Source organism: Pseudomonas sp. P1_C12 (genome assembly GCF_056406435.1).
In genome coordinates this window covers 64,201-85,244 of the sequence record NZ_JBFUAE010000003.1, presented here as the reverse complement: position 1 = coordinate 85,244, position 21,044 = coordinate 64,201, and the positions used below count along the sequence as shown (strand labels likewise).

Here is a 21,044-nt window from a genome sequence, read left to right as displayed (position 1 = left end):
ATCGCTTGTCAGACTGCAATCAATTCGAGAGACGCGGCAGGATCAGATCCTTGAGATCGGTCAGCTTGCCATGAAAAAAGTGTCCGCATTCTGCCACTTTCAGCAGCTCATGGGGGCGTTCGAGCTTGTCGGACCATTCGTAAACCAGCTGCGGATCGATCACTTCATCGGTTTCCGGCTGGATCAGGGTCAGTTCGCCCTGCTGTGGCAGTGGGTCCCGAGCGCCGAGGCGCATGACTGCCGGCGCGACCATGAACAGGTGCTCGACCTGCTCACCCTTGGCCTCAAGGCGTCCGCCGAGACTTGCGGCAACAAAACCGCCGAAGGAGAAACCGAACAGGGTCAGCGGCAATTGCGGGTGTCTGGCGCGAAACCATTCGGCGACAGCCTGGGCATCATCGACTTCACCGGTGCCCATGTCGTGAGAGCCTTCGCTGGCGCCGACGCCACGGTAGTTGAAGCGCAGGGTGATCAAGCCTGCATCGCGCGCAGTGCGCTGCAGGGTCGAGACCACTTTGTTGAGCATGGTGCCGCCCTGCACCGGATTCGGATGGCAGATCAGTGCCAGGCCGCGAGGCTGCTCATTATCCAGATAAAGAGCTTCCAGTTGGCCAACAGGGCCATCAATCACTACAGGGGTTTCACGCATAAGCAAGGAAGGAACTCCGTGACCTCGAATCGGGTCGACTCGTCTAGCAAATTGTCTGTGGCTGTCTATTGCGAGTGAATCGCGGTATACAGCGCAGGTTCGAGCCGTTAACGTAAAGCAAAGCCGTTTATAGAGGAAGGACTCGTGGAACACTCGCTCTTAGTTTGGTTGTTACCGACTCTTGCCCTGGTTGTGGGTGTCGCCATTGGGTTCCTGATCGCCCGCGTTGCACCGAACGCCGCGCCGAGCCGCACGCAGCGTCAGCTGGACGATATTCAGGAACGTTTCGACAGTTATCAGAACGAGGTGGTGACCCACTTCAACAGCACCGCGACACTGGTCAAGAAACTGACTCAGAGCTATCAGGAAGTGCAGGACCATCTCGCCGAGGGCGCCAACCGCCTGGCCCTGGACGAACAGACTCGCCAACGCCTGCTGGCCTCCCTGCACGCCGATGCAGCTCAGGCTCCACGGGAGCGCCTGACGCCGCCACGCAATCAGGAACCGCCTCGCGACTACGCACCGAAAGCCCCGAACGCGCCGGGCATGCTCGATGAGCATTACGGCCTGAAGAAGTAAGCAGGCCCGCACGCAAAAGCCCCCGGACAGGTAATTGTCCGGGGGCTTTTTTGTTTCTGATCCTGTATCTCTGCTGCCCACACTGGCCTCTTCGCGGGCAAGCCCGCTCCCACAGTTTCCGAGGTCGACCCAGAACCCTGTGGGAGCGAACTTGCTCCGGGCGGCGTTCCGACGATGGGGCCGGAACTGACGACAAAAAAAACCGCCCGATCTGTAGAGGATCGGGCGGGCCTTTTTACGCCTGGGGTTCAATCAGACGATCAAGGGTACTGCTGAACCTGACCTTGTTGCTGGGCACCATACTGCTGGCCCGGAATCGCCTTGAGGTTAACCTCGACACGGCGGTTCTGCGCACGGCCATTGACGTCAGCGTTGCTGGCAACCGGGCCATCCGGGCCGGCACCGCGAGCGCTCAGGTTGGCACCGCTGACACCTTGCGAGGTCAGGTAGGTTGCCACGCTCTGGGCACGACGCTGGGACAGGTCCATGTTGTGCTGGCGGCTGCCGGTGCTGTCGGTATAGCCGACGATTTCGATCTGGTTCTGGTTGAACTCTTTCAGCGAGCCCGCCAGGTTGTTCAGCGGCTGATAGAAACCTGGGGCAATATTCGCCGAATCGGTAGCGAACGTGATGTTGCCCGGCATGATCAGCTTGATCTGGTCGCCCTGGCGCTGCACTTCAACACCGGTGTTTGCCATGCTGGCGCGCAGCTTTTTCTCTTGTTGATCGGCGTAGTAGCCGTAGCCGGCGGCAGAAGCACCAACCACCGCAGCACCGATCAGTGCGCCCTTGCCACGGTTATCGTGGTTGATCGCAGCACCGGCCAGCGCACCGGCCAGAGCGCCGAGGCCACCGTATTTCGCGGTCTTGCTCATGCCTTCGGAGCCGCTATCCGCCTGGCCCTGAGCCTGGCCTTGACCACCGTAAGGGTTAGGCGAGGCGCAACCGGACAAAACGGCCACAGCCGTAGCGACAATAATCAAACGACGCGTGGTGAACATGTAAAGCTCCTACTTTTTTGCATTCTGTGGTGCAACGGGCCAAGGCATCAGCCTTTGCGGGCGTTGGATCATGTTAATGGGTAAAAATTCCGAATGTTACAAATCAGCCCCGAACAAAGGGGTTCTCGCGCATTTCGTCGCCCAGACGGGTATCCGGACCATGCCCGGTCACCACCGTCGCCTCTTCGTCGAGGGTGTACAAACGCTGCTTTATCGAACGCACGATGGTGGCCTGGTCGCCCCCCCACAAATCCGTGCGCCCGACGCCGCGACGAAACAGCGTATCACCGGCAATCAGCAGCTTGGCCTCGGAAAACCAGAAGCTCATGGAGCCCGGCGTATGACCTGGCGTGTGCAGCGCCACGCCACATCCGCAGGCCAGTTCTTCATCATCGGCCAGCCAGCGATCCGGGGACGGCACCGGGGTATAAGGAACGCCGAACATCTGGCACTGCATTTCCAGGTTGTCCCACAGAAACTGGTCTTCCTTGTGCAGATGCAGGGTCGCGCCGGTTTTCTCCTTGAGTTGACCGGAAGCCAGGAAATGATCGAGGTGCGCATGGGTGTGAATGATGCTGACCACTTTCAGCCCCAGGGCATCGAGACGCGCCAGGATCAGCTCATGATTGCCACCCGGATCAACAACGATGGCCTTTTTCGTCACCGGATCGCCGATGATCGTGCAGTTGCACTGCAACGGGCCGACGGGGAAGGTTTCGCGGATGAGGGTGGGTTGCTGGGACATCGGGGCCTGCTCGATAAACGGGGACGAACGATTTTCGCACAATTGAGCATCGAGCCAATGGCCGCGATGGGTAACGTGAAAAATCCTTAACCCAACACCCCCAACTCCTTCGCCCGCGCTACCGCCTGCGTCCGCCGCTCGACCCCGAGTTTGCTGTTGATGTGGCTGGCGTGGGTCTTCACCGTGTGCAGGGAAATAAACAGCTGATCGCTGATTTCCTGGTTCGAACAGCCCTGAGCGATCAATCGCAGGACCGCCATTTCCCGCGTGCTGAGCTGCTCCGCGGCCGCGCAGGACTCCAGTCCGGGACGGGCAGCCAATGCCGGCAGTTTTTCACTGAGACTCAGGGAAACAGGGGTTGGCGGGCAAAGTTGAAGTTGCCCACGCAGCCAGTCCGGATGCTCGGCCAGCAGGCCCTCAAAGGGTTGCAGCACCCCTCCGCCAGCAGCATCCAGCGCCTGAGCCAGTGCCTTGCGGGCTTCCGGCTCCCTTCCGCTGCCCAGCAATAATGCCACTTTCTGGGTCAACGCCATGGCACTGAGCATCTGCCGGCCGCTTTGCTGGCCATGTTCGAGCAGCGCATTCAAACGCCCTTCGGCCAGCATCGGTTGGCCCTGGATGACGTCGAGCAAGGCTTGTTGCAATTCGATATGCAGCGGCAATTGCGGGTGGAACTCCGGTGGTGCCGCCCCGTTTTCGCCGTTATAGGTCTGCCCCAGGCGCGACAGCCAGGCTTCGGCCAGATCGGTGCGCCCCTGGGCCAGCCAGAGTTCACATTTGACCAGGGTGATCATGGCCAGGTAGTAGATGGGTGGCACGTCCCAGATGTGCATGAGCCGTTCAGCTTCAGCAAGTTCGGCAAAGGCTTTGGCGAACTCGCCGCTGCTGCCTTCCAGCCTGGCAATCACACAATGGCCGATCAGCACGCTGATGTCACGACAGGCGCGCGCCTCGCTCAAACCGGCCTGCAATCGCAGCCGCGCCGCCTGCGGCTGCATGCGCAGGGCCAGCAGAAAGCCTTCATACAAGGTCAGCCGGGCTCGAACTGCATACAGCCGCTGCGCAGACAAGCTCTGCAGGCGTTGCATCCCCTGACGGACCTCCTCCAGCGCCCGACAGATTTCTCCGCGCGCTTGCAGAACCCGGGCGCGGTCGTAGTGCGCCAGCGCTTCGAACAACGGGTTGCCGACCCGTTGCGCCAGCTCCAGCGATTCGCGGTTCAGCCCCCGCGCCCGCCACAAATCACCGTCGGCAATGGCCAGGTTGGACAGGGTCGAGAGGCACATCAGGCGCTGGCCGTAACGCTTGGACGGAAGACTGTCCAACGCTTCGCGGCAGTACTGCAGCGTCAGTTCGCGGTTGCCGCGCCCACGGGCAATGATGCCGCTCAACGCCAGCCATTGAGCGAGCATGGACTTCTGGGCGGTGGCCGACGGCGCAGGCAGGAAACGGCTCAAATGGCTGGCCAGTTCCTCGGCGGCATCCAGCTGGCAAGCCATCCCCAGCGCCCAGCTATAGAGCACAATCAGTCGCGGCGTGCTGATCAGCAAGCTGTCAGGCAAGTCCATTTTCCAGCGCAGCAACATGCCGACGTTCTGCTCGGCCAGCAGTTGCTCTTCGGAGAGGTTCTGCACCAGGTTCGCCGCGACGTCCAGGTGACCGGCACGCAAGGCCTGCTCCACGGCCTCATCGAGCAATCCCTGGGCATTGAACCAGCGGCAGGCACGCAAGTGCAGGCTGGCGGCCGGCACCATCGACTGGGAAGCAGGCCGTGTGCGCAACAGATCGGAAAACAGGTGGTGGTAACGATACCAATGGCCATGCTCGTCCAGTGGCACCAGGAACACCTGGTGGGCAAGCAGGAAGCGCAGGATCTCCCCGCTGTCATGGGCGTCGCGAACGGCGTCGCACAGTTTGCTGCAAAATCGTTCCTGGGGTGCCGTGTCGTAGAGGAACGACTGGACGTCGGCAGGCAGGCAATCGATGACTTCTTCGAGCAGATAATCGCGGATCAGCCCTTCCCCACCGTGCAACGATTGCGGCAGCGCGCCATCGGTGCCTGCCTCGGAGGCGGCCAGCAGCCAGAAGCGCAACCCCGCGACCCAGCCTTCGCTGCGCTGGATCAGGTTTTCCAGCGCTTCGCCACGCAAGGAACTGCTGTGGCGATCAAGCAGGCTCAAGGCTTCGTCGTGGGTCAGGCGCAGATCCTGTTCATGCAACTCAAGTAGTTGCCGTGACAGCCGCAGCCGCGCCAGATGCCAGTCGGGACGTTGGCGACTGGTGACCATCACCAGCAAGCCATCGGGAAGATGATTGAGGAAAAACTGCAGGCAGCGGTCCAGCACCGGCCCTTGGGCCAGATGGTAATCATCCAGCACCAGCAGTAATGGCGTCGCTGTAGACAGGTGCACGGCCAGTTCGTCAAGCAGGCCGTCCAGCCACTCTTCGAACGCGAACGGCTGATGGCGCTGGCGCATTTTCAACAGCCCGAGGGATTGCCTGCCCAGATGCGGGAAATAGTCCTGAAGACCTTCCAGCAGGCGCTCGAGAAAACGCCCCGGGTCACTGTCGCGCGGGCTCAACCCCAGCCAGAGACTTTGCCAATGCGCCGGCAACCCCTGACAAAACTCCACCGCCAACGAACTCTTGCCGAACCCTGCCGGTGCGCTGACCAGCAATAACCTGCCGCCGAGCCCGGCACTCAGTCGTTCGCACAAACGTGGACGCAGCACATGGCCGTCGGGCAACGGCGGGCGGAAGAAGCGCCCGTCGAGTGTCGCGACGGCGATGTTTGCAGAACCTGGGGATGTAGACAAATCAGTCATAGCCGGCTCTTGTTTGAATTGCGGGTGGCGGCGTTGCAGATGTCCGCAGACTAGCCGTAAACGGATAGGGAATGAAGGTAGTTGCTACAAATGGCTACAAAAAGTCTACAAACAAAAAAAAACGCCCCGAACCAGTCGGGGCGTTTTCAGAGGGTGCGGCCTCTACTCAGTTCACCTTAGCGAACACCATCCTGACGCAAGGCGGCCGGGGTGAAGTCGCTGGTGGTGGCAGTGAAGCCGAAGTCATAAGCCGACTTCTCTTCGTTCTTCATGCCCAGCGCCAGGTAACGTCCCGATTGCAGGTCATACAAGGCTTCGAGGGCATACCACGGCACTTGCTTGTCGTAGTAGTTCTCGGCGTGGGCCTCGGCGACGCGCCACAGTTGACCGCGACCGTCGTAATGGTCGATGACCGCTGCTTGCCAGGTGTCTTCGTCAATGTAGAAGTCACGCTTGGCGTAGATATGACGCTGGCCTTCCTTCAGGGTTGCAACCACATGCCACACACGGCGCAACTCGTAACGAGCCAGGTCTTGGTTGATGTGACCGGCCTTGATGATGTCGGCGTACTTGAGCTTCGGATCGTCGAGCTTGTAGGCATCGGAGCCGATGTACATCTCTTTCTTGCCTTCGAGCTTCCAGTCGTAACGATCCGGTGCACCATTGAACATGTCCAGGTTGTCGGAAGTACGCAGGCCGTCGGCTGCAGTACCCGGGCCGTCATAGGACACTTGCGGTGCACGGCGCACACGACGCTGACCGGCGTTGTAAACCCACGCCGAGCGCGGCTCCTTGACCTGATCGAGGGTTTCGTGAACCAGCAGCACACCACCGGCCAGACGTGCCGGCGCGGTCACTTTCTGCTTGAAGTAGAACAGGATGTTGCCCGGATTTTTCGGGTCGTAATCCTTCATCTTGTCGCGGAACACGAACTGGTCCTGGAAGTACACCAGGCTGAACGAACCGTTCGGCTGTGGTGTGGCCTGTGTCACCAGGCGGGTCACGCTACCGCCGCGATAACGGGTGATGTGGTTCCAGATGACTTCCACGCCGCTTTTCGGAATCGGGAACGGAATGGCGGTTTCAAAGTTCTCCAGACCGTTACCGCCAGACACCAGATTGGTGTTGGTGGCGTTGCGCTTGATGGCGGCGAACACGTCATCCGGCACAGTGGCACCGCGGTGGGACGGATACACCGGCATCTTGAAGGTTTCCGGGTAGCGCTTGAACATCGCGTACTGGCCCGGGGCGAGCTTTTCCTTGTATTGGTCGACGTTCTGCGCCGTGATGGTGAACAGCGGTTTTTCACCCGGGTACGGATCGGACAGGAAGCCTTTGCTGTCGACGCTGCCGGCGTTCTTCGGCAGCGGTTTCCAGGCCGGGATCGAACCGTCGGCGTTACCCGCCATTTCGGCGCCCATCGGGGTCAGGCTCTTGCCCAGTTTGTCGGCCTCGGCCTGAGGAACCGCTGCGATGACGCTGGTCGCCAGCAGCGAAAGACCCAGAACACCGGCGTGGAACAGACTCTTTGTTATTTTCATTTATGCGTTCGTCCTGAAAATACTGTGCTTAGAAGTTCACGCCGAGGCTGAGCGCAACGAAGTCGCGGTCATCCACGGTGGTGTACTTGCCGTCGAAGAAGTTGGTGTAAGCCAGGCTCGCGGTGTAGGTGTTCTGGTACTCGGCGTCGACACCCAGGCTCACCGCCTTGCGGCCTTCCTCGAAGTTGCCGCCAGGGCCAGGGGAGTAACCGCTCACGTCATGGGACCAGGCAACGTTCGGCTTGAGGTTCACACCGGCAAACACGTCGTTGTATTCCCAGATGGCGCGACCGCGGTAGCCCCACGAAGTCGGGGTGGTGAAGCCTTCGTTGGTGCAGTTGCGGCTGCGGTTATTGGTCGGCGTACCCGGGCCGGCACCGTTGATGGTGCTGGTGTTGAGCGCCACGCAGGTATCGAGCGCGCCAGAGGCTGGCAACTCACCCGGGCCGTAGACCGGATCGCGGCCATAACGAACGTCGGAAGTGCTTTCCAGGCCGCCAACGTGGGTCACGCCCACCTCACCCACCAGGGTCAGACGGCTGGCGCCCATGACCTGATCGAAGAAGTGCGTCAGGGTAGTCTGGAACTGGGTGACTTCCTTGCGACGATACCCGTGCAGGTCTTGACCCGGCACGCCGGTAAGCAGCGATGCATTGGTCAACGGATTGTTCGGGTTGTTATTGCCCAAAGGACGTACACCGGAGAACAGGATGTCGGTGGAGTTGAGCTGCACCGGAGCGTTCGGACGGTAGCTGATCTCACCGCTCCACGCCGTACCGGTAGGCAGGGTGGTGGAGAAGCTCAAGCCATACAGGCGAATGTCTTCGGGGTATTCGATGAAGTATTGCGAATTACCTGCCACCAGCAGTGGCCCGAGTGCCGCGAACGGGCCAGGAAGTCCCGCTGCAGTGTTGTAGACCGACTGAGGCGCACCGGTGGCGCTGAAGATCGGCGCACGGCTGTGGTAATTCATGAAGTAGGCGCCGAACTCGGTGTCCAGCGGATCGAACATGTACTTGAAGGACGCACCCCACTGACCGCTGTCGCGGGCATCACGATCGGGGCCACGACGCACCAGGACACCCTCTTCGTTGACGTCGACGCCGTTGGCGGCCAAAGGCCCCAGGGCAACGGCCGGAATTTGCGAGCGCTTGTTCAGCACGCGCAGGTTGTTGTCGCAGCCGTCGGCAACGATGTCTGGCTGGGAGAAAAACGTGCCGCAGTTGTCGACGACGGTCTGGTCCCATTCAATTTGATAGAACGCTTCGGCCGAGAGGTTTTCGGTCAGGCTCTGGGACACATAGAACATGTTGACCGGGATCAGGCCTTCCTTGATCTCGGCACCCGGACGGCGGAATGCCGACACGTCGATCGGGTTGATCGAGTTGATGCCACCACCGATGAATGTACTTTCACCCCAGCTCACGACCTGCTTGCCCAGACGCACGGAGCCTGGCTGATCGGCAATGGAGTAGTTGTGGTAGACGAAGGCGTCGAGGAGTTGAGTGCCAGCGGACTTGGCGCCTTCCTTGCGACCGTCGTCGCTGATGTCCTTGAACGGACGACTTTCGTCTTTCAGTTCAAAGTCGTACCAGTATTTGCCACGGACGAAAACACCGGTATCGCCGTATTTCAGTTCAAGGTCATGGATGCCCTTGAAGATCTTCGAGAAGGTTTCCCCGCTCTTGAAGTTCAGGTGACCGTCATCAGAGGTCTGGGACAAACCCTTGCCGCCGTTGTTGACGCCGATGAGGTTCTTGTTCGGCTGCTGAGTAGACCAGCTGGCACCAATCGACAGGGATGAGTCGAACTGACCTTCGATTTCACCTACGTTGAAACTGACGCCGAATGCTGGCCCGGCGAGCGTAGAGGCAAGACTGACAGCCAGGGGCAGTTTCGCCCGGCGCCAGAACTGGTTTACTGATGTCATCGACGCTACTCCATGTGCATTTTATTTTTATGGCAATGAGCACTTCTAAAAACGCTGTGGATAACCGGGAGCCATGGCATCCCAAAGTCATTCCAAAGTTGCATCGCCCCGGTTCGTGCGGTTGCTCCGTTCTTAAAAATCCTTGAACGGACTATAGCCAGCAGGTAGTAGTGCTTGATCCCTCTAAAGTGTGATTTGCAGTTGCCAGCCACTCTGGAACAGTCCTTTCGCCAGTCCGACACCCGTCGGCACGGCAAGGATGGCTGAAAAATTCGATTTGACAAGCCAAGCGCTTGCTTGGTGGGGCTGGCGCGCCCTTTCGGGCACGCCAGGAGGCGCTTAAAGCGTCGAGAGGAAGGTGCTGTTGGTGGCTTGCCATTCGGTGATGTCGACACGTATGCGCTTCTTGTCGAGTTTGCCGACGCTGGTCTTGGGAATTTCAGTAACAAGGGCGATCTGGCTCGGAATCGCCCACTTGCTCAAGTGCCCCAGCTCCACAAACGGCTTGAGGTGCTCCTTGAGTTCCCGGGCTCCGATTGCGTACCCCTCACGGAGCACCAGCAGGGCAAACGGCCGCTCGCCCCACTGCGGATCGGGGATCCCCACTACTGCTACTTCACGTACCGCCGCATGACGGCTGATCAGGTCTTCGAGGTCCAGGGAGGAAATCCACTCGCCACCGGTCTTGATCACGTCCTTGATCCGGTCACGAATGTCGATCACGCCCATGCTGTCCAGGGTCGCCACGTCGCCAGTGTGCAGCCAGCCGCCGGCCCAGAGCTCGGCGCCCTTCTGGGGTTCATTGAAATAACCCTCGGTGAGCCACGGTGCACGCAGCACCAGTTCACCCTGAGTCTCGCCATCGGCGGGCAGGAAGTTGCCCTCGGTGTCGACGATCGCCGCCTCCACCAGCGGCCCAGGCACGCCGGCCTTGATCCGGTAAGTGGTGCGTTCGTCTTCAGTGCCGGCCATCAATTCGTCGTTGAGGTGCGCACACGACACCAGCGGCCCGGTTTCCGACATGCCGTACGCAGCGGTCAACTGAATGCCCTTGGCCTTGGCTGCCTCGTACAACGTACGGTTCAGGGCGCTGCCGCCGATGACGATTTTCCAGCCGCCGAAGTCGACATTCTGTGCGGCCTTGGCATTGAGGACCATCTGCAGGATGGTCGGCACGCAATGGGAGAACGTGACCTTCTCCTTGCGCCACAATTCCACCAGGTACTCCGGGTCATAGCGGCCGGGATACACCTGCTTGAGCCCGAGCATGGTCGCCACATACGGCAAGCCCCAGGCGTGGACGTGGAACATCGGGGTGATCGGCATGTACACGTCGTTGGTGCCCAACAGGCGCACGCTATCGATCGCGCCCATGATGGTCGACACGCCCATGGTGTGCAGCACCAGTTGCCGATGGGTGAAGTACACACCCTTGGGGTTGCCGGTGGTGCCGGTGGTATAGAACGTGGTCGCGACCGAGTTTTCGTCGAAATCCTCGAAGTCGTACTGCGGGCTCGCCGCGGCCAGCAGTTGTTCGTATTCGCCGACGAGGTTCGGCAGGTCCGCGGTTTTTTCCGGCAGGTCAGTCAGCAACAGGGTTTTGTCGACCGTCGTCAGATGCCCTTCGATGGCCTTGTAGAGACCGACGAACTCGCTGTTGACCAGTACGAAGCGGTCCTCGGCGTGGTTCATGGTGTAGAGGATCTGTTCCGGCGACAGGCGCACGTTGATGGTATGGATCACCGCACCGATCATCGGGATGGCGAACATGCATTCCAGGTAACGATGGCTGTCCCAGTCCATCACACCCACGGCATCCCCGGGCTTGACCCCGGCCGCTGTCAGCACGTTGGCCAGTCGGGCCACCCGTTCGATCAGGGTCGGGTAGCTGTAGCGCAACTTGTCGCGGTAGATGATCTCGCGGGTTTTCTCATAACGGGCACCAGACATCAGCAGCCGCTTGATCAACAGCGGGTACTGGTAAGCGCCTTCGGCCGGGGGGATAACGCGAGTCTGCAACATAAGAATCCCTTTTTCTGACTGCACGGTCGTGACTGAAAGTACGCACTGTAGTGCCCTTGATCGTCAGCCAAATCAGCCAAAGGAATGATTTGCAGAGCCGCATGAATACTGGCGTTGCGCCAGCCTTCACAGAAGTTTGGTGATTGCGGCTGGACCCAGTGTAGGAGCTGCCGCAGGCTGCGATCTTTTGGCGATTCCAATAATGTTGAAGATCAAAAGATCGCAGCCTGCGGCAGCTCCTACGAAATCAATGCATCTCGGTAAAAGCCAGCTTCACGCCAATCGCAATCAGCACCGCGCCCATGGTCCGGTCGAACCAGTGACCCATGCGCGCAAAACCGGCGCGCACGCGCTGCTGGCTGAACAGCATCGCCACCAGGCAGAACCAGGTTGCCGTCGCCACCGCCAGGTAAACCCCGTAACCGGCCTGCACGGCCAGTGGCGTTTGCGGATTGATGACCACGGTGAACAGCGAGAGGAAGAACAGCGTGGCTTTCGGGTTGAGACCGTTGGTGACGAAACCTGAGGTGAAGGCACCCCGGGCCGTGCGCTCGCCGGCTTCCTTGTGCAGATCGTCCGCCACAGGCTTGGCCGGTTGCGCGCGCAGTGCCTTGTAACCGATGTACAGCAGGTAAGCGGCGGCGGCCCATTTCAAGGCATTGAACAGCACGATCGACTGGGACACGATCAGGCCGATACCCAACAGCGAATAACCCACGTGCAGGAAAATCGCCGTCCCCACACCCAGCGCGGTCCAGGTGCCCGCGCGGCGACCGTGGGTAACACTCTCACGCACCACCACGGCAAAGTCCGGGCCGGGGCTGGCCACGGCCAGCAGGTGAATCAGGGCAACGGTCAAGAACTCTGTCCAGTACATGGGGGCTCCTTTAGGCCAAGCGTATCTATTTATTTCATCTGGTAGGCTCGGCAGATTACGCCTTCAGTTCAATGCACAAAAGGTACAGTTGATGACGAACACTCGCCGCGCCGTTTTCCTTGACCACCCGTCCCTGGACCTCGGCGACCTTGACCTCAACCCGCTGCGCAGTTGTTTCAGCGAACTGCAGCTATTCGCCCAGACCTTGCCCGATCAAGTCATTGAACACCTCAAGGGCGCCACAGTTGCCATCAGCAACAAAATTGTCATCGATGCCGCGACCATGGCCGCCAGCCCTGATCTCAAGTTGATCCTGATCACCGCCACCGGCACCAACAACGTCGACCTCGCCGCCGCCCGCGCCCACGGGATTACCGTGTGCAACTGCCAGGGCTACGGTACGCCGTCGGTGGCGCAGCACACGATCATGCTGCTGCTCAACCTCGCCACGCGTCTGGCCGATTATCAAAAAGCCGTAGGCGAAGGTCGCTGGCAGCAGGCCAAACAGTTCTGTTTGCTGGATTACCCGATTGTCGAACTCGAAGGCAAAACCCTTGGCCTGCTGGGCCACGGCGAATTGGGCGGCGCAGTCGCACGGCTGGCTGAAGCCTTCGGCATGCGCGTGCTGCTGGGACAAATTCCCGGACGCCCTGCCCGGCCGGACCGTCTGCCGCTGGATGAACTGTTACCGCAAATCGACGCCCTCACCCTGCACTGCCCGCTCAACGAACACACCCGCCACTTCATCGGTGCCCGTGAACTGGCCGCAATGAAACCCGGCGCGTTCGTGGTCAACACCGCACGCGGTGGATTGATTGATGAACAGGCTCTGGCCGACGCCTTGCGCAACGGGCATCTGGGCGGCGCCGCCACTGACGTGCTGAGCGTCGAGCCCCCCGTCAATGGCAATCCGCTGCTGGCCCACGACATCCCGCGCCTGATCGTCACCCCGCACAATGCCTGGGGCAGCCGCGAAGCGCGCCAGCGAATCGTTGGCCAAGTGACCGAAAACGCACAGGGATACTTCAGCGGTAAGGCGCTGCGGGTCGTCAGTTGATAAACTGCGGCACTTTTTTCCACGGGAGCAGTTATGGATCCGCGCAGTGAAGTACTGCTTCGTCAGGCCGAGTTATTCCAGGGTTCGGTGTTGTTGGCCGGTTTGCCCGCCGACGACTTACTGGGTCGTCTGCCCGATGCTCATGGCTGGTGCTGGCACGCCGGCGATCAGGCCGCGCTGGACGCCCGCTTCGCCGAGCGCAGCCATTTTGGCGTGAATGCGCCGGAGCGCGAGTTCGATAGCGCCGTGGTGTTTCTGCCCAAGGCCAAGGACCTGACCGACTACATCCTCAACGCCCTCGCCTCGCGGCTGGCCGGCCGCGAGCTGTATTTGGTCGGGGAGAAAAAAAGCGGCATCGAAGGTGCCGCCAAACAACTCAACCCGTTCGGCAAGCCACGCAAACTCGACAGCGCGCGACACTGCCAGCTCTGGCTGGTCACTGTGGCCAACGCGCCTGAAGCCAAACCGCTGGAAAGCCTGGCGCAGACCTACGAACTGCCGCTGGCCGAAGGCCCGTTGAAGGTCATCAGCCTGCCAGGGGTGTTCAGCCATGGCCGACTGGACCGCGGCAGCGCGCTGTTGCTGGAACATCTGGACAAACTGCCCAGCGGTCACTTGCTCGATTTCGGTTGCGGCGCAGGGGTTCTGGGGGCGGCGGTGAAACGTCGTTACCCGCACAACCAGGTCACTTTGCTGGATGTGGATGCCTTTGCCGCTGCCAGCAGCCGTCTGACCCTGGCGGCCAATGGTCTGGAAGCCGAGGTGATTACCGGTGACGGAATCGATGCCGCGCCGATGGGTTTGAGTGCGATCCTGAGCAATCCGCCGTTCCATGTCGGCGTGCACACCGACTATTTCGCCACTGAAAACTTGCTGCGAAAAGCAGCCAAACATCTGAAAAACGGTGGCGAACTGCGCCTGGTAGCGAACAGTTTCCTGAAGTATCAACCGTTGATCGAAGAGCATCTTGGCGTGTGTGCGATCAAGGCTGAAGGGCAGGGCTTCCGGATCTATCGAGCCAAGCGCGGATAGAAATTTGTACTTGCCGAATGGATTTTGCCTAGGCAGAATCCGCTCCGTCCTAGGGGAGTAGTCTCCCACGAGCGCCATGCTCGTCCGGCATGCGTCAACATACTTGGTCCTCAGACCATGGCGCATGCGACCCAAGCATCCACATCAGATGGATCGCAGGGTTTGACAAGACCTATGACACGAACACCTTACCCGGGGCGGGAAGGCTGTACGTGTCATAGCCGTGTCGACCCGCCCCTTAGGAAACCCCCTGATGCTGGATTCACTACTCGTACCTACCGCAATCGTTGCCTTGGCCGAAATCGGCGACAAGACGCAACTGCTCGCGCTCATTCTCGCTGCCCGTTTCCGCAAGCCCTGGCCAATCATCGCCGGTATCGTCGCCGCGACCCTGGCCAACCACGCGGCCGCCGGTGCAGTCGGTGCCTGGGTCGGCAGTTTCTTCTCGGATACGATGCTGCACTGGATCCTCGCCGCAAGCTTCGCCGCCACGGCGCTGTGGACCTTGGTCCCGGACAAGATGGATGACGACGAAGCCAGCACCGCCCGCAAGTTCGGGCCGTTCCTGACCACGCTGATTGCGTTCTTCCTGGCGGAAATTGGCGACAAGACTCAGATCGCAACCGTGATGCTGGCTGCGCAATATCCGGAGCTGTGGCTGGTGATCATCGGTACCACCCTCGGCATGTTGATTGCCAACGTGCCCGTGGTATTGGCCGGTAACTTTGCCGCGGACAAATTGCCATTGACCCTGATCCGTCGACTGGCGGCGTCGGCGTTCTTCATCCTGGCGATTGTCGCGGTGTACAAGGCGATGCAGAGCAGCGGGTGGGTTTGACGGTTTAGGTCGATAGACCGCGTTATCGTTCTTCGCGAGCAAGCCCGCTCCCACATTGGGTCTCCAGTGCACACAAAATCTGCAGTCAATGGAAATCAGTGTGGGAGCGGGCTTGCTCGCGAAGAGGCCAGCAGCCTCACCGCATGACTATCAGGACTTCTTGGCCTGCTCATACAAAGGCATGACCTTCGGAATCGCCGCCTGCAACGCTGCAATACGACTCGACGACGCCGGGTGAGTGCTCATGAACTCCGGTGGCGCACCTTCCGAGACCTTGCTCATCTTGTTCCACAGGGTGATCGCGGCATTCGGGTTGTAACCGGCGCGGGCGGCCAGTTCCAGGCCGATCAGGTCCGCCTCGTTTTCATTGGCGCGGCTGTTGGGCAAGGTCATGCCGTAGTTGGCCACGGTATCGGCCAGGGCCATGGTGTCCTGCCCCAATCCCAACAAGGCACCGGCGCCCTGCTTGGCCATTTCGATGCCGTAAGCCTTGGACATCGCTTCACGACCGTGCTCGCGCAGAGCGTGGGCGATTTCATGGCCCATGATCGCGGCGATTTCATCGTCGGTCAGGTGCAGGCTGTCGATCAGCCCGGTGTAAAAGATGATCTTGCCGCCAGGACCGCAGTTGGCGTTGAGTTCATCGCTCTTGATCAGGTTGACTTCCCACTTCCATTGGGCCGCGTCCGGACGGAAGTTCGGTGCCTGGGCAATCAGCCGGTCGGCAATCGCCTGAACCCGCCGGGCTTCATTGCTGGTCTTGTCCAGCACACCTTTGCTGGACGCTTCGCCCACTGTCTTCTGATAGGACTGGGCGTACATCTGGTCGACCTCTTGCGAGGACAACATGCTGAACATGTACTGCTTGCGCTCAATGCCCACGGCACCGCCGCTGGTGGTATTGACCGACTGACAACCGGTGAGCAGCAGCGCTGCGCTCAGTGCACTGACAACCAAAATCTTGTTCATCAAAAAATTCCCTGAAAACATGCCGCGTATCCTAGGCGTGGAAATGTGTCGACGCCAGATACAATGGACGTAAGACGCACAATTCGGACAAAGCTCTCATCGCCGTAGAAAACATTTCACATACGCCGACAACCCCCAGTCCATCCCGCCGTGCATTGATTCAATTACGACATCCAACACCCGAAAACAGTCATTTCAACTGCCCGCGCTCATGCCCGCCCGACACCCTGCCGATACACCTGGGCAGACGTCCTTTCGCGTGCGGAGCCACCATGAAATTCAAATCGATCCAGTTTTCCGTGGCGGCCCTTGCCGGCGCCATTGTCCTTAGTGTCGTGGTAGCGCTGGTGGTGTACGCGCTGTTTTCCGGCGCCCGGACGCAAGACATGGTCCAGGAACGGACCCAGGCACAATTCGAGCAAGTCATCGAACAACGCCTGACGTCCCTGGCGCAAACCCAGGTCAGCCAGATCCAGCGTGAACTCGAAGCACCGCTGCTGATTGCCGGCGCACTGGTGCGGGTCAACGCCCTGATTGGCACACCGGGTGCCAATGGCCAGCCTGCGCTGAGCCTCAGCCGCGAGCAATTGATCGGCCTGATCAAGGAAAACGTAGTCAAGAACCCGAAAATCCTCGGCACCTATATCGGTTGGGAGAAAGACGCACTGGATCACAACGATGCGGCCTACGTCGGCACCCAGGTAGTCGGCATCGACGCCGCCAACGGGCGCTTCCTGCCCTGGTGGTTCCGCAACGACGACGGCACCCTGGGCCTGGACAAACTGGTGGACGTCGACGACCAGAAGACACTGTCCACTGGCGTTCGCGCCAGCGAGTACTATCTTTGCTCGAAAGAAACCAGGAAATCCTGCGTGATCGATCCGGCGCCTTATAAGGTCGGCGACAAGATCGTCATGCTCGCCTCCTTTATTGAGCCAATCATGCTCAACGGTGCCTTCCAGGGCATCGTCGGCGCTGACCTGTCGGTGAACTTCATCCAGGAAATGCTTCTGGGCGCCAACCAGAAACTCTACAGCGGTGCCGGTGAAATGGCCCTGATCGGCGGCAATGGGCGGATCGTTGCCTACACCAAGGACCCGAGCAAATTCGGCGAGAAGGTCAGCGACATCCTCGACAGCAAACAGATCGCCAACATGGCCAATCTCAAGCGCGGCGAAGTCACCTACACCGTCGACAAGGCCCAGGGCCGGATCGAGTTGTACTTGCCGTTCGGCATCGGCCAGACCGACGCCCGCTGGACCCTGATGCTGCAGTTGCCGCTGAATGCGGTCATGGCCGACCTGCAAAAACTCCAGGCCGACCTGGACGCACAGCGCAAATCCGACACCTTCGGCATGGCGATGGTCGGCCTGGTGATTGCCGGTATCGGTTTGCTGGTGATCTGGCTGGTGGGCCACGGCATCGCCCGTCCGCTCAAGCAAATGGTGGCCATGCTCGACGATATCGCCCAGGGCGAAGGTGACCTGACCCGACGCCTGATCAGCGACCGTGCCGATGAGCTGGGTTCGATCGCCAAAGGCTTCAACACCTTCCTGGCCAAGTTGCAGGCGATGATCACCCAAGTGGTGACGTCGGTGCAGAGCGTCAGCGATTCGTCGGAACACACCGCCGACATCGCCATCCGCACCAACACTGGCGTACACAAACAAATGGCCGAGATCGATCAAGTGGCCACCGCCGTGCAGGAAATGACCGCCACCGCCCAGGACGTGGCACGCAACGCGACCCAGGCCGCACAAGCCGCCAGCCATGCCGACCAGGCCGCCAGCCAGGGCATGCAGATCGTGCGCGACACCTCGAACTCGATTGGCGCCCTCGCCGTGGAAATCGGCCGCGCCGTGGGCGTGGTGCAAACCCTGGCCAAGGACAGCGAAAACATCAATGCCATCCTCACTGCCATTCGCGGGATCGCCGAGCAGACCAACCTGCTGGCTCTGAACGCGGCCATCGAAGCCGCCCGCGCCGGTGAGCAGGGACGTGGATTTGCCGTAGTGGCCGACGAAGTGCGTAACCTGGCGCAGAAGACGCAAAAGGCCACCGAAGAAATCCAGGCCATGATCCAGCAACTGCAGCAAGGCACTCGGGATGTGGTGCGGGTCATGGAGGACAGCCAGAACCGCACGGACGAAAGCGTGCAGCACGCGGCCAAGGCTGCCGAAGCGCTGGAAACCATCACTCAGGCGGTGTCGGTGATCAACGACATGAACACCCAGATTGCCAGCGCGGCCGAAGAGCAAAGTGCGGTGGCGGACGACATCAACCGCAACGTGATCAACATCGGCCAGGTGGCCAATGAAGTGGCCGGTGGCGCGGATGAGTCGAGTGCGGCCAGTGCGGACTTGACCAAGCTGGCCGAGCAGCAGCGGCGGTTGATCAATCAGTTCAGGGTTTGATTCAAGGACCCCTTCGCTGGCAAGCCAGCTCCTACAATGGATTTGCTTGCGCCGCAGCACCCTGTAGGAGCTGGCTTGCCAGCGAAGGCGTCAGCGCAGCCAACACATCAACCCGGCGTCAGACACTCCGGCCCATTGAGCTTCGGATCATTCACCATATTGGCCAGCACCCGCTCGCGCAATGCGGCAGGCTCACTGGCCAGCAAGGCTTGCAAAGCATGCAACGGCGTCTCGGGATCCAGCCACGCGGCCTGCCCCGCCTCATCAAGAATCAACGGTCGCCGCTGGCTCGCCGCCGGCTGGGTAATCACCGCGGTACTGAGCCAAACCTGTTCCTGTACCGGATACGCCTCCCAGATCGCCGCAAAAAACAGCGACGAGCCCTCCCCCGGTGTCAGCCAATACGGGCGCTTGCGCGTTGTGCCGCGCCATTCGTAGAAACCATTGGCCGGCAACAGGCAGCGGCGCTCGCGCAAGGCCTGGCGAAACATTGGCTGTTCGGCAACGGTTTCGGCGCGGGCGTGGGCCGGGGTGCGGGACAGATCGGTCAGCCAGGGCGGCGTCAGGCCCCAGCGGGCGCGGGCCAGCGTGCGCTGGCCGTCAGGTTCGGCCCGCAGCATCAACACCGAATCATTGGGGGAGATGTTCCACTGCGCCTGCTGGTCGGCGGGAAAACCGGGCAGCGCCGCGAAGGCGGGGTTCCAGCGAAACAGGGCATAACGTCCACACATGGGGCAACACGGCTCTTGATCAAACGAACGCCAGCCTAACAGACCAGCGTGCCGGGAAAGCTGTCCGGTTCATCGCCGGACAGCGGCAGCGCGGCATTGTACGCGGTGATCAGCTCGCGGGCGTATTCGGCCTGATCGTTCTCGACCGACAACCCGAGCAGGCCATAGATCGGCAACTCCCCGGAGCCGCCGAGCAAATCACGGCCCACCAGATGCGCCTCGATGCCCTCGCTGGCGAGCATGCCTTGCAGCAATTCGCCTTCCATCAGGTTCTCCGGATCGTAGATGCGTTGCATACATGCCCCTCAGTCGTTTTCACTGAACACTTCGAGATGCCATTCCTCTTCATGAACCTGCAACACGAAGGTTATCGGCCGGCAGCACACCTGACAGTCTTCAATATACGTCTGATCCCCGCCGGACAGATCCAGGGTGGTCTCGACTTCCTCACCACAATACGGACATTCATATTGCGCAGTTTCCAGCATCGCGGTCTCCCAGGTGACTTGTGCGTATAATCGCCGGTCTATTTGCAGGGCTATTTTTGTCTGGCTACTTTTTCAGACCGTGCCCCGCCGGTTTTCGATCAGAACCTTTACTTACCCTAGCCGTTTCTAACAAGAGAGCATGATGGGCGAATTCGATGCCATCCGACCTTACGACGACAGTGAAGTCCCGGCAGTGCTGGCACGACTGCTCGGCGACAAGGCGTTTCTAGATATCCTCACCCACTTCCGCTTCCCGCGTTTCGCCGGCGCTTTAGGCTGGGCACTCAAACCTCTTATAGCCCATCGGTTGCGCCGTGAGTTTGCCGGCATTACCTCCGTGGCCACGTTACAGGACAAAGTCGAGGTTTACGTCGACCACACCATCGAGCGCGCCACCGACGGTGTCACTTATACCGGGGTGGAGCAATTCAAGTCCGGCAATGCCTACCTGTTTATCGCCAACCACCGCGATATCGTGATGGACCCGGCCTTCGTCAACTATGCCGTGTACCACGCCGGCCTGCCGACCCCGCGCATCGCCATTGGCGACAACCTGCTGCAAAAGCCTTTCGTCAGCGACCTGATGCGCCTGAACAAGAGCTTCATCGTGCACCGCTCGATCAGCGGTCGCCGGGAGAAAATGGCGGCCTATCAATTGCTGTCGGCGTACATCAACCATTCGATCCGCAACGATTGCGCCTCGATCTGGATTGCCCAGGCCGAGGGCCGCGCCAAGGACGGTGACGACCGTACCGAATCGGCGATCCTCAAGATGTTCCACATGAGCCGCAAGGACGAGCCGTTCGGCGAGGTCATCCAGTCGCTGAACCTGACCCCGGTGTCGATCAGCTACGAATACGACCCCTGCGATCAGGCCAAGGCCCGCGAGCTTTACATCCGCGCCACCACCGGCAGCTACACCAAGGTGCCCGGCGAGGATGACGTAAGCATTGCCAAGGGCATCACCGGCTACAAGGGTCGGGTGCATGTGAACTTTGCCGCGCCGATCAGCGAACTGTTCGAAGACACCAAGCAGTTGGCGGTCGAGATGGACAAGCAAATCCTCAGCGGCTATCGCTTGTTCCCGGTGCACTACCTGGCGTACGCACAGTGGAAAGACGCCGATACGCAGTTGCAGGTGCCAAAAGCCGCCGAAGTGTTCCCGGCCGAGGAACTCGCCAAGGCCCAGGAAGAATGGCAACGCCGCCTGGACGCCTGCCCTGAAGAGCATCGTCCGTTCCTGGTGCTGCAATATGCGACGCCGGTGCGCAATCAGTACCGGGTGAAGGCAGGGTTGCCGCTGTAAGCGGTTTCGGCCAGATACAAAAAACGGCGCTTGCGAGCGC

At 60.4% G+C, this 21,044-nt stretch carries 18 protein-coding genes, 1 pseudogene and 1 riboswitch; of the genes and pseudogenes, 7 read left to right on the top strand and 12 right to left on the bottom strand.

What is annotated here, in order from left to right; genetic code table 11:
• Positions 1-19: 19 nt before the first annotated feature.
• Entirely contained in the window at positions 20-649 is a 630-nt protein-coding gene (locus tag AC1D19_RS05790) for an alpha/beta hydrolase (RefSeq protein WP_477762648.1), read from the bottom strand.
• Positions 650-793: 144 nt separating this feature from the next.
• Between AC1D19_RS05790 and AC1D19_RS05785 the strand changes: the two genes are divergently transcribed.
• Positions 794-1,228, top strand: a complete 435-nt coding sequence (locus AC1D19_RS05785) for a Z-ring associated ZapG family protein (RefSeq protein WP_007989833.1) — start codon at positions 794-796, stop codon at positions 1,226-1,228.
• Positions 1,229-1,488: 260 nt separating this feature from the next.
• Here AC1D19_RS05785 and AC1D19_RS05780 read toward each other — a convergent pair whose 3' ends face one another.
• From AC1D19_RS05780 to AC1D19_RS05750, 7 genes are all read right to left on the bottom strand, one after another.
• Positions 1,489-2,229, bottom strand: a complete 741-nt coding sequence (locus AC1D19_RS05780; RefSeq protein ID WP_477755992.1) for a YiaD family glycine zipper/OmpA-like lipoprotein — start codon at positions 2,227-2,229, stop codon at positions 1,489-1,491.
• Positions 2,230-2,332: 103 nt separating this feature from the next.
• The gene (locus AC1D19_RS05775; RefSeq protein ID WP_108215462.1) at positions 2,333-2,974 is read right to left on the bottom strand and encodes an MBL fold metallo-hydrolase; all 642 of its coding nucleotides are present in this window, start codon (positions 2,972-2,974) and stop codon (positions 2,333-2,335) included.
• Positions 2,975-3,060: 86 nt separating this feature from the next.
• Positions 3,061-5,799 carry a winged helix-turn-helix domain-containing protein gene (locus AC1D19_RS05770; protein ID WP_477762647.1) on the bottom strand — a complete coding sequence of 913 codons (2,739 nt, stop codon included), beginning with the start codon at positions 5,797-5,799 and terminating at the stop codon, positions 3,061-3,063.
• A gap of 176 nt (positions 5,800-5,975) precedes the next feature.
• Positions 5,976-7,340 carry a DUF1329 domain-containing protein gene (locus tag AC1D19_RS05765; protein ID WP_477760568.1) on the bottom strand — a complete coding sequence of 455 codons (1,365 nt, stop codon included), beginning with the start codon at positions 7,338-7,340 and terminating at the stop codon, positions 5,976-5,978.
• Between the two features lie 28 nt (positions 7,341-7,368).
• On the bottom strand, positions 7,369-9,270 hold the full coding sequence (locus AC1D19_RS05760; RefSeq protein ID WP_477756219.1) for a DUF1302 domain-containing protein: 1,902 nt from the start codon (positions 9,268-9,270) through the stop codon (positions 7,369-7,371).
• Positions 9,271-9,609: 339 nt separating this feature from the next.
• Positions 9,610-11,292 (bottom strand): fatty acid--CoA ligase, encoded by a 1,683-nt coding sequence (locus AC1D19_RS05755; RefSeq protein WP_477756220.1) that lies wholly within the window; start codon positions 11,290-11,292, stop codon positions 9,610-9,612.
• Between the two features lie 247 nt (positions 11,293-11,539).
• Positions 11,540-12,169, bottom strand: coding sequence for a LysE family translocator (locus tag AC1D19_RS05750; protein ID WP_218426697.1), 630 nt, complete (start codon positions 12,167-12,169; stop codon positions 11,540-11,542).
• 91 nt (positions 12,170-12,260) lie between these two features.
• Between AC1D19_RS05750 and AC1D19_RS05745 the strand changes: the two genes are divergently transcribed.
• The 3 genes from AC1D19_RS05745 to AC1D19_RS05735 all read left to right on the top strand — a co-directional run bounded on the left by AC1D19_RS05745 (position 12,261) and on the right by AC1D19_RS05735 (position 15,096).
• On the top strand, positions 12,261-13,226 hold the full coding sequence (locus AC1D19_RS05745) for a 2-hydroxyacid dehydrogenase (protein ID WP_477762646.1): 966 nt from the start codon (positions 12,261-12,263) through the stop codon (positions 13,224-13,226).
• Between the two features lie 33 nt (positions 13,227-13,259).
• Complete coding sequence (locus tag AC1D19_RS05740; protein ID WP_347908947.1) at positions 13,260-14,258, top strand: class I SAM-dependent methyltransferase; 999 nt, start codon at positions 13,260-13,262, stop codon at positions 14,256-14,258.
• A gap of 39 nt (positions 14,259-14,297) precedes the next feature.
• Positions 14,298-14,422: riboswitch (yybP-ykoY riboswitch) on the top strand.
• A gap of 89 nt (positions 14,423-14,511) precedes the next feature.
• Positions 14,512-15,096 carry a TMEM165/GDT1 family protein gene (locus tag AC1D19_RS05735; RefSeq protein ID WP_008016665.1) on the top strand — a complete coding sequence of 195 codons (585 nt, stop codon included), beginning with the start codon at positions 14,512-14,514 and terminating at the stop codon, positions 15,094-15,096.
• A 150-nt stretch (positions 15,097-15,246) separates the two neighbouring features.
• Here AC1D19_RS05735 and AC1D19_RS05730 read toward each other — a convergent pair whose 3' ends face one another.
• Entirely contained in the window at positions 15,247-16,065 is an 819-nt protein-coding gene (locus AC1D19_RS05730; RefSeq protein ID WP_477755329.1) for a M48 family metallopeptidase, read from the bottom strand.
• A gap of 272 nt (positions 16,066-16,337) precedes the next feature.
• Here AC1D19_RS05730 and AC1D19_RS05725 point away from each other — a divergent pair.
• Both AC1D19_RS05725 and AC1D19_RS05720 read left to right on the top strand, forming a co-directional pair.
• Positions 16,338-17,624, top strand: a pseudogene (locus AC1D19_RS05725) (methyl-accepting chemotaxis protein); the annotation flags it as partial.
• A gap of 12 nt (positions 17,625-17,636) precedes the next feature.
• Positions 17,637-18,479, top strand: coding sequence for a methyl-accepting chemotaxis protein (locus AC1D19_RS05720; RefSeq protein ID WP_404942363.1), 843 nt, complete (start codon positions 17,637-17,639; stop codon positions 18,477-18,479).
• A 107-nt stretch (positions 18,480-18,586) separates the two neighbouring features.
• On the opposite strand, the gene AC1D19_RS05715 is transcribed toward AC1D19_RS05720, so the two are convergent.
• From AC1D19_RS05715 to AC1D19_RS05705, 3 genes are read right to left on the bottom strand one after another with little or no spacing between them, the layout of a single operon-like run.
• Complete coding sequence (locus tag AC1D19_RS05715) at positions 18,587-19,210, bottom strand: SOS response-associated peptidase (protein ID WP_046041890.1); 624 nt, start codon at positions 19,208-19,210, stop codon at positions 18,587-18,589.
• A gap of 35 nt (positions 19,211-19,245) precedes the next feature.
• Positions 19,246-19,506, bottom strand: a complete 261-nt coding sequence (locus AC1D19_RS05710) for a putative signal transducing protein (RefSeq protein ID WP_007979315.1) — start codon at positions 19,504-19,506, stop codon at positions 19,246-19,248.
• Between the two features lie 9 nt (positions 19,507-19,515).
• On the bottom strand, positions 19,516-19,698 hold the full coding sequence (locus AC1D19_RS05705; RefSeq protein ID WP_218426687.1) for a CPXCG motif-containing cysteine-rich protein: 183 nt from the start codon (positions 19,696-19,698) through the stop codon (positions 19,516-19,518).
• 139 nt (positions 19,699-19,837) lie between these two features.
• Between AC1D19_RS05705 and AC1D19_RS05700 the strand changes: the two genes are divergently transcribed.
• Positions 19,838-21,004 carry a 1-acyl-sn-glycerol-3-phosphate acyltransferase gene (locus AC1D19_RS05700; RefSeq protein ID WP_477755327.1) on the top strand — a complete coding sequence of 389 codons (1,167 nt, stop codon included), beginning with the start codon at positions 19,838-19,840 and terminating at the stop codon, positions 21,002-21,004.
• Positions 21,005-21,044 lie beyond the last annotated feature (40 nt).

Excerpts from the sequence above, each read along its gene's own strand:
- AC1D19_RS05715 (WP_046041890.1), bottom strand. The coding sequence starts at position 19,210 with ATGTGTGGACGTTATGCCCTGTTTCGCTGGAACCCCGCCTTCGCGGCG.
- AC1D19_RS05765 (WP_477760568.1), bottom strand. The coding sequence starts at position 7,340 with ATGAAAATAACAAAGAGTCTGTTCCACGCCGGTGTTCTGGGTCTTTCG.
- AC1D19_RS05745 (WP_477762646.1), top strand. The coding sequence starts at position 12,261 with ATGACGAACACTCGCCGCGCCGTTTTCCTTGACCACCCGTCCCTGGAC.
- AC1D19_RS05735 (WP_008016665.1), top strand. The coding sequence starts at position 14,512 with ATGCTGGATTCACTACTCGTACCTACCGCAATCGTTGCCTTGGCCGAA.
- AC1D19_RS05790 (WP_477762648.1), bottom strand. The coding sequence starts at position 649 with ATGCGTGAAACCCCTGTAGTGATTGATGGCCCTGTTGGCCAACTGGAA.
- AC1D19_RS05740 (WP_347908947.1), top strand. The coding sequence starts at position 13,260 with ATGGATCCGCGCAGTGAAGTACTGCTTCGTCAGGCCGAGTTATTCCAG.
- AC1D19_RS05780 (WP_477755992.1), bottom strand. The coding sequence starts at position 2,229 with ATGTTCACCACGCGTCGTTTGATTATTGTCGCTACGGCTGTGGCCGTT.
- AC1D19_RS05710 (WP_007979315.1), bottom strand. The coding sequence starts at position 19,506 with ATGCAACGCATCTACGATCCGGAGAACCTGATGGAAGGCGAATTGCTG.
- AC1D19_RS05770 (WP_477762647.1), bottom strand. The coding sequence starts at position 5,799 with ATGACTGATTTGTCTACATCCCCAGGTTCTGCAAACATCGCCGTCGCG.
- AC1D19_RS05705 (WP_218426687.1), bottom strand. The coding sequence starts at position 19,698 with ATGCTGGAAACTGCGCAATATGAATGTCCGTATTGTGGTGAGGAAGTC.
- AC1D19_RS05760 (WP_477756219.1), bottom strand. The coding sequence starts at position 9,270 with ATGACATCAGTAAACCAGTTCTGGCGCCGGGCGAAACTGCCCCTGGCT.
- AC1D19_RS05700 (WP_477755327.1), top strand. The coding sequence starts at position 19,838 with ATGATGGGCGAATTCGATGCCATCCGACCTTACGACGACAGTGAAGTC.
- AC1D19_RS05775 (WP_108215462.1), bottom strand. The coding sequence starts at position 2,974 with ATGTCCCAGCAACCCACCCTCATCCGCGAAACCTTCCCCGTCGGCCCG.
- AC1D19_RS05730 (WP_477755329.1), bottom strand. The coding sequence starts at position 16,065 with ATGAACAAGATTTTGGTTGTCAGTGCACTGAGCGCAGCGCTGCTGCTC.
- AC1D19_RS05755 (WP_477756220.1), bottom strand. The coding sequence starts at position 11,292 with ATGTTGCAGACTCGCGTTATCCCCCCGGCCGAAGGCGCTTACCAGTAC.
- AC1D19_RS05720 (WP_404942363.1), top strand. The coding sequence starts at position 17,637 with ATGATCACCCAAGTGGTGACGTCGGTGCAGAGCGTCAGCGATTCGTCG.
- AC1D19_RS05750 (WP_218426697.1), bottom strand. The coding sequence starts at position 12,169 with ATGTACTGGACAGAGTTCTTGACCGTTGCCCTGATTCACCTGCTGGCC.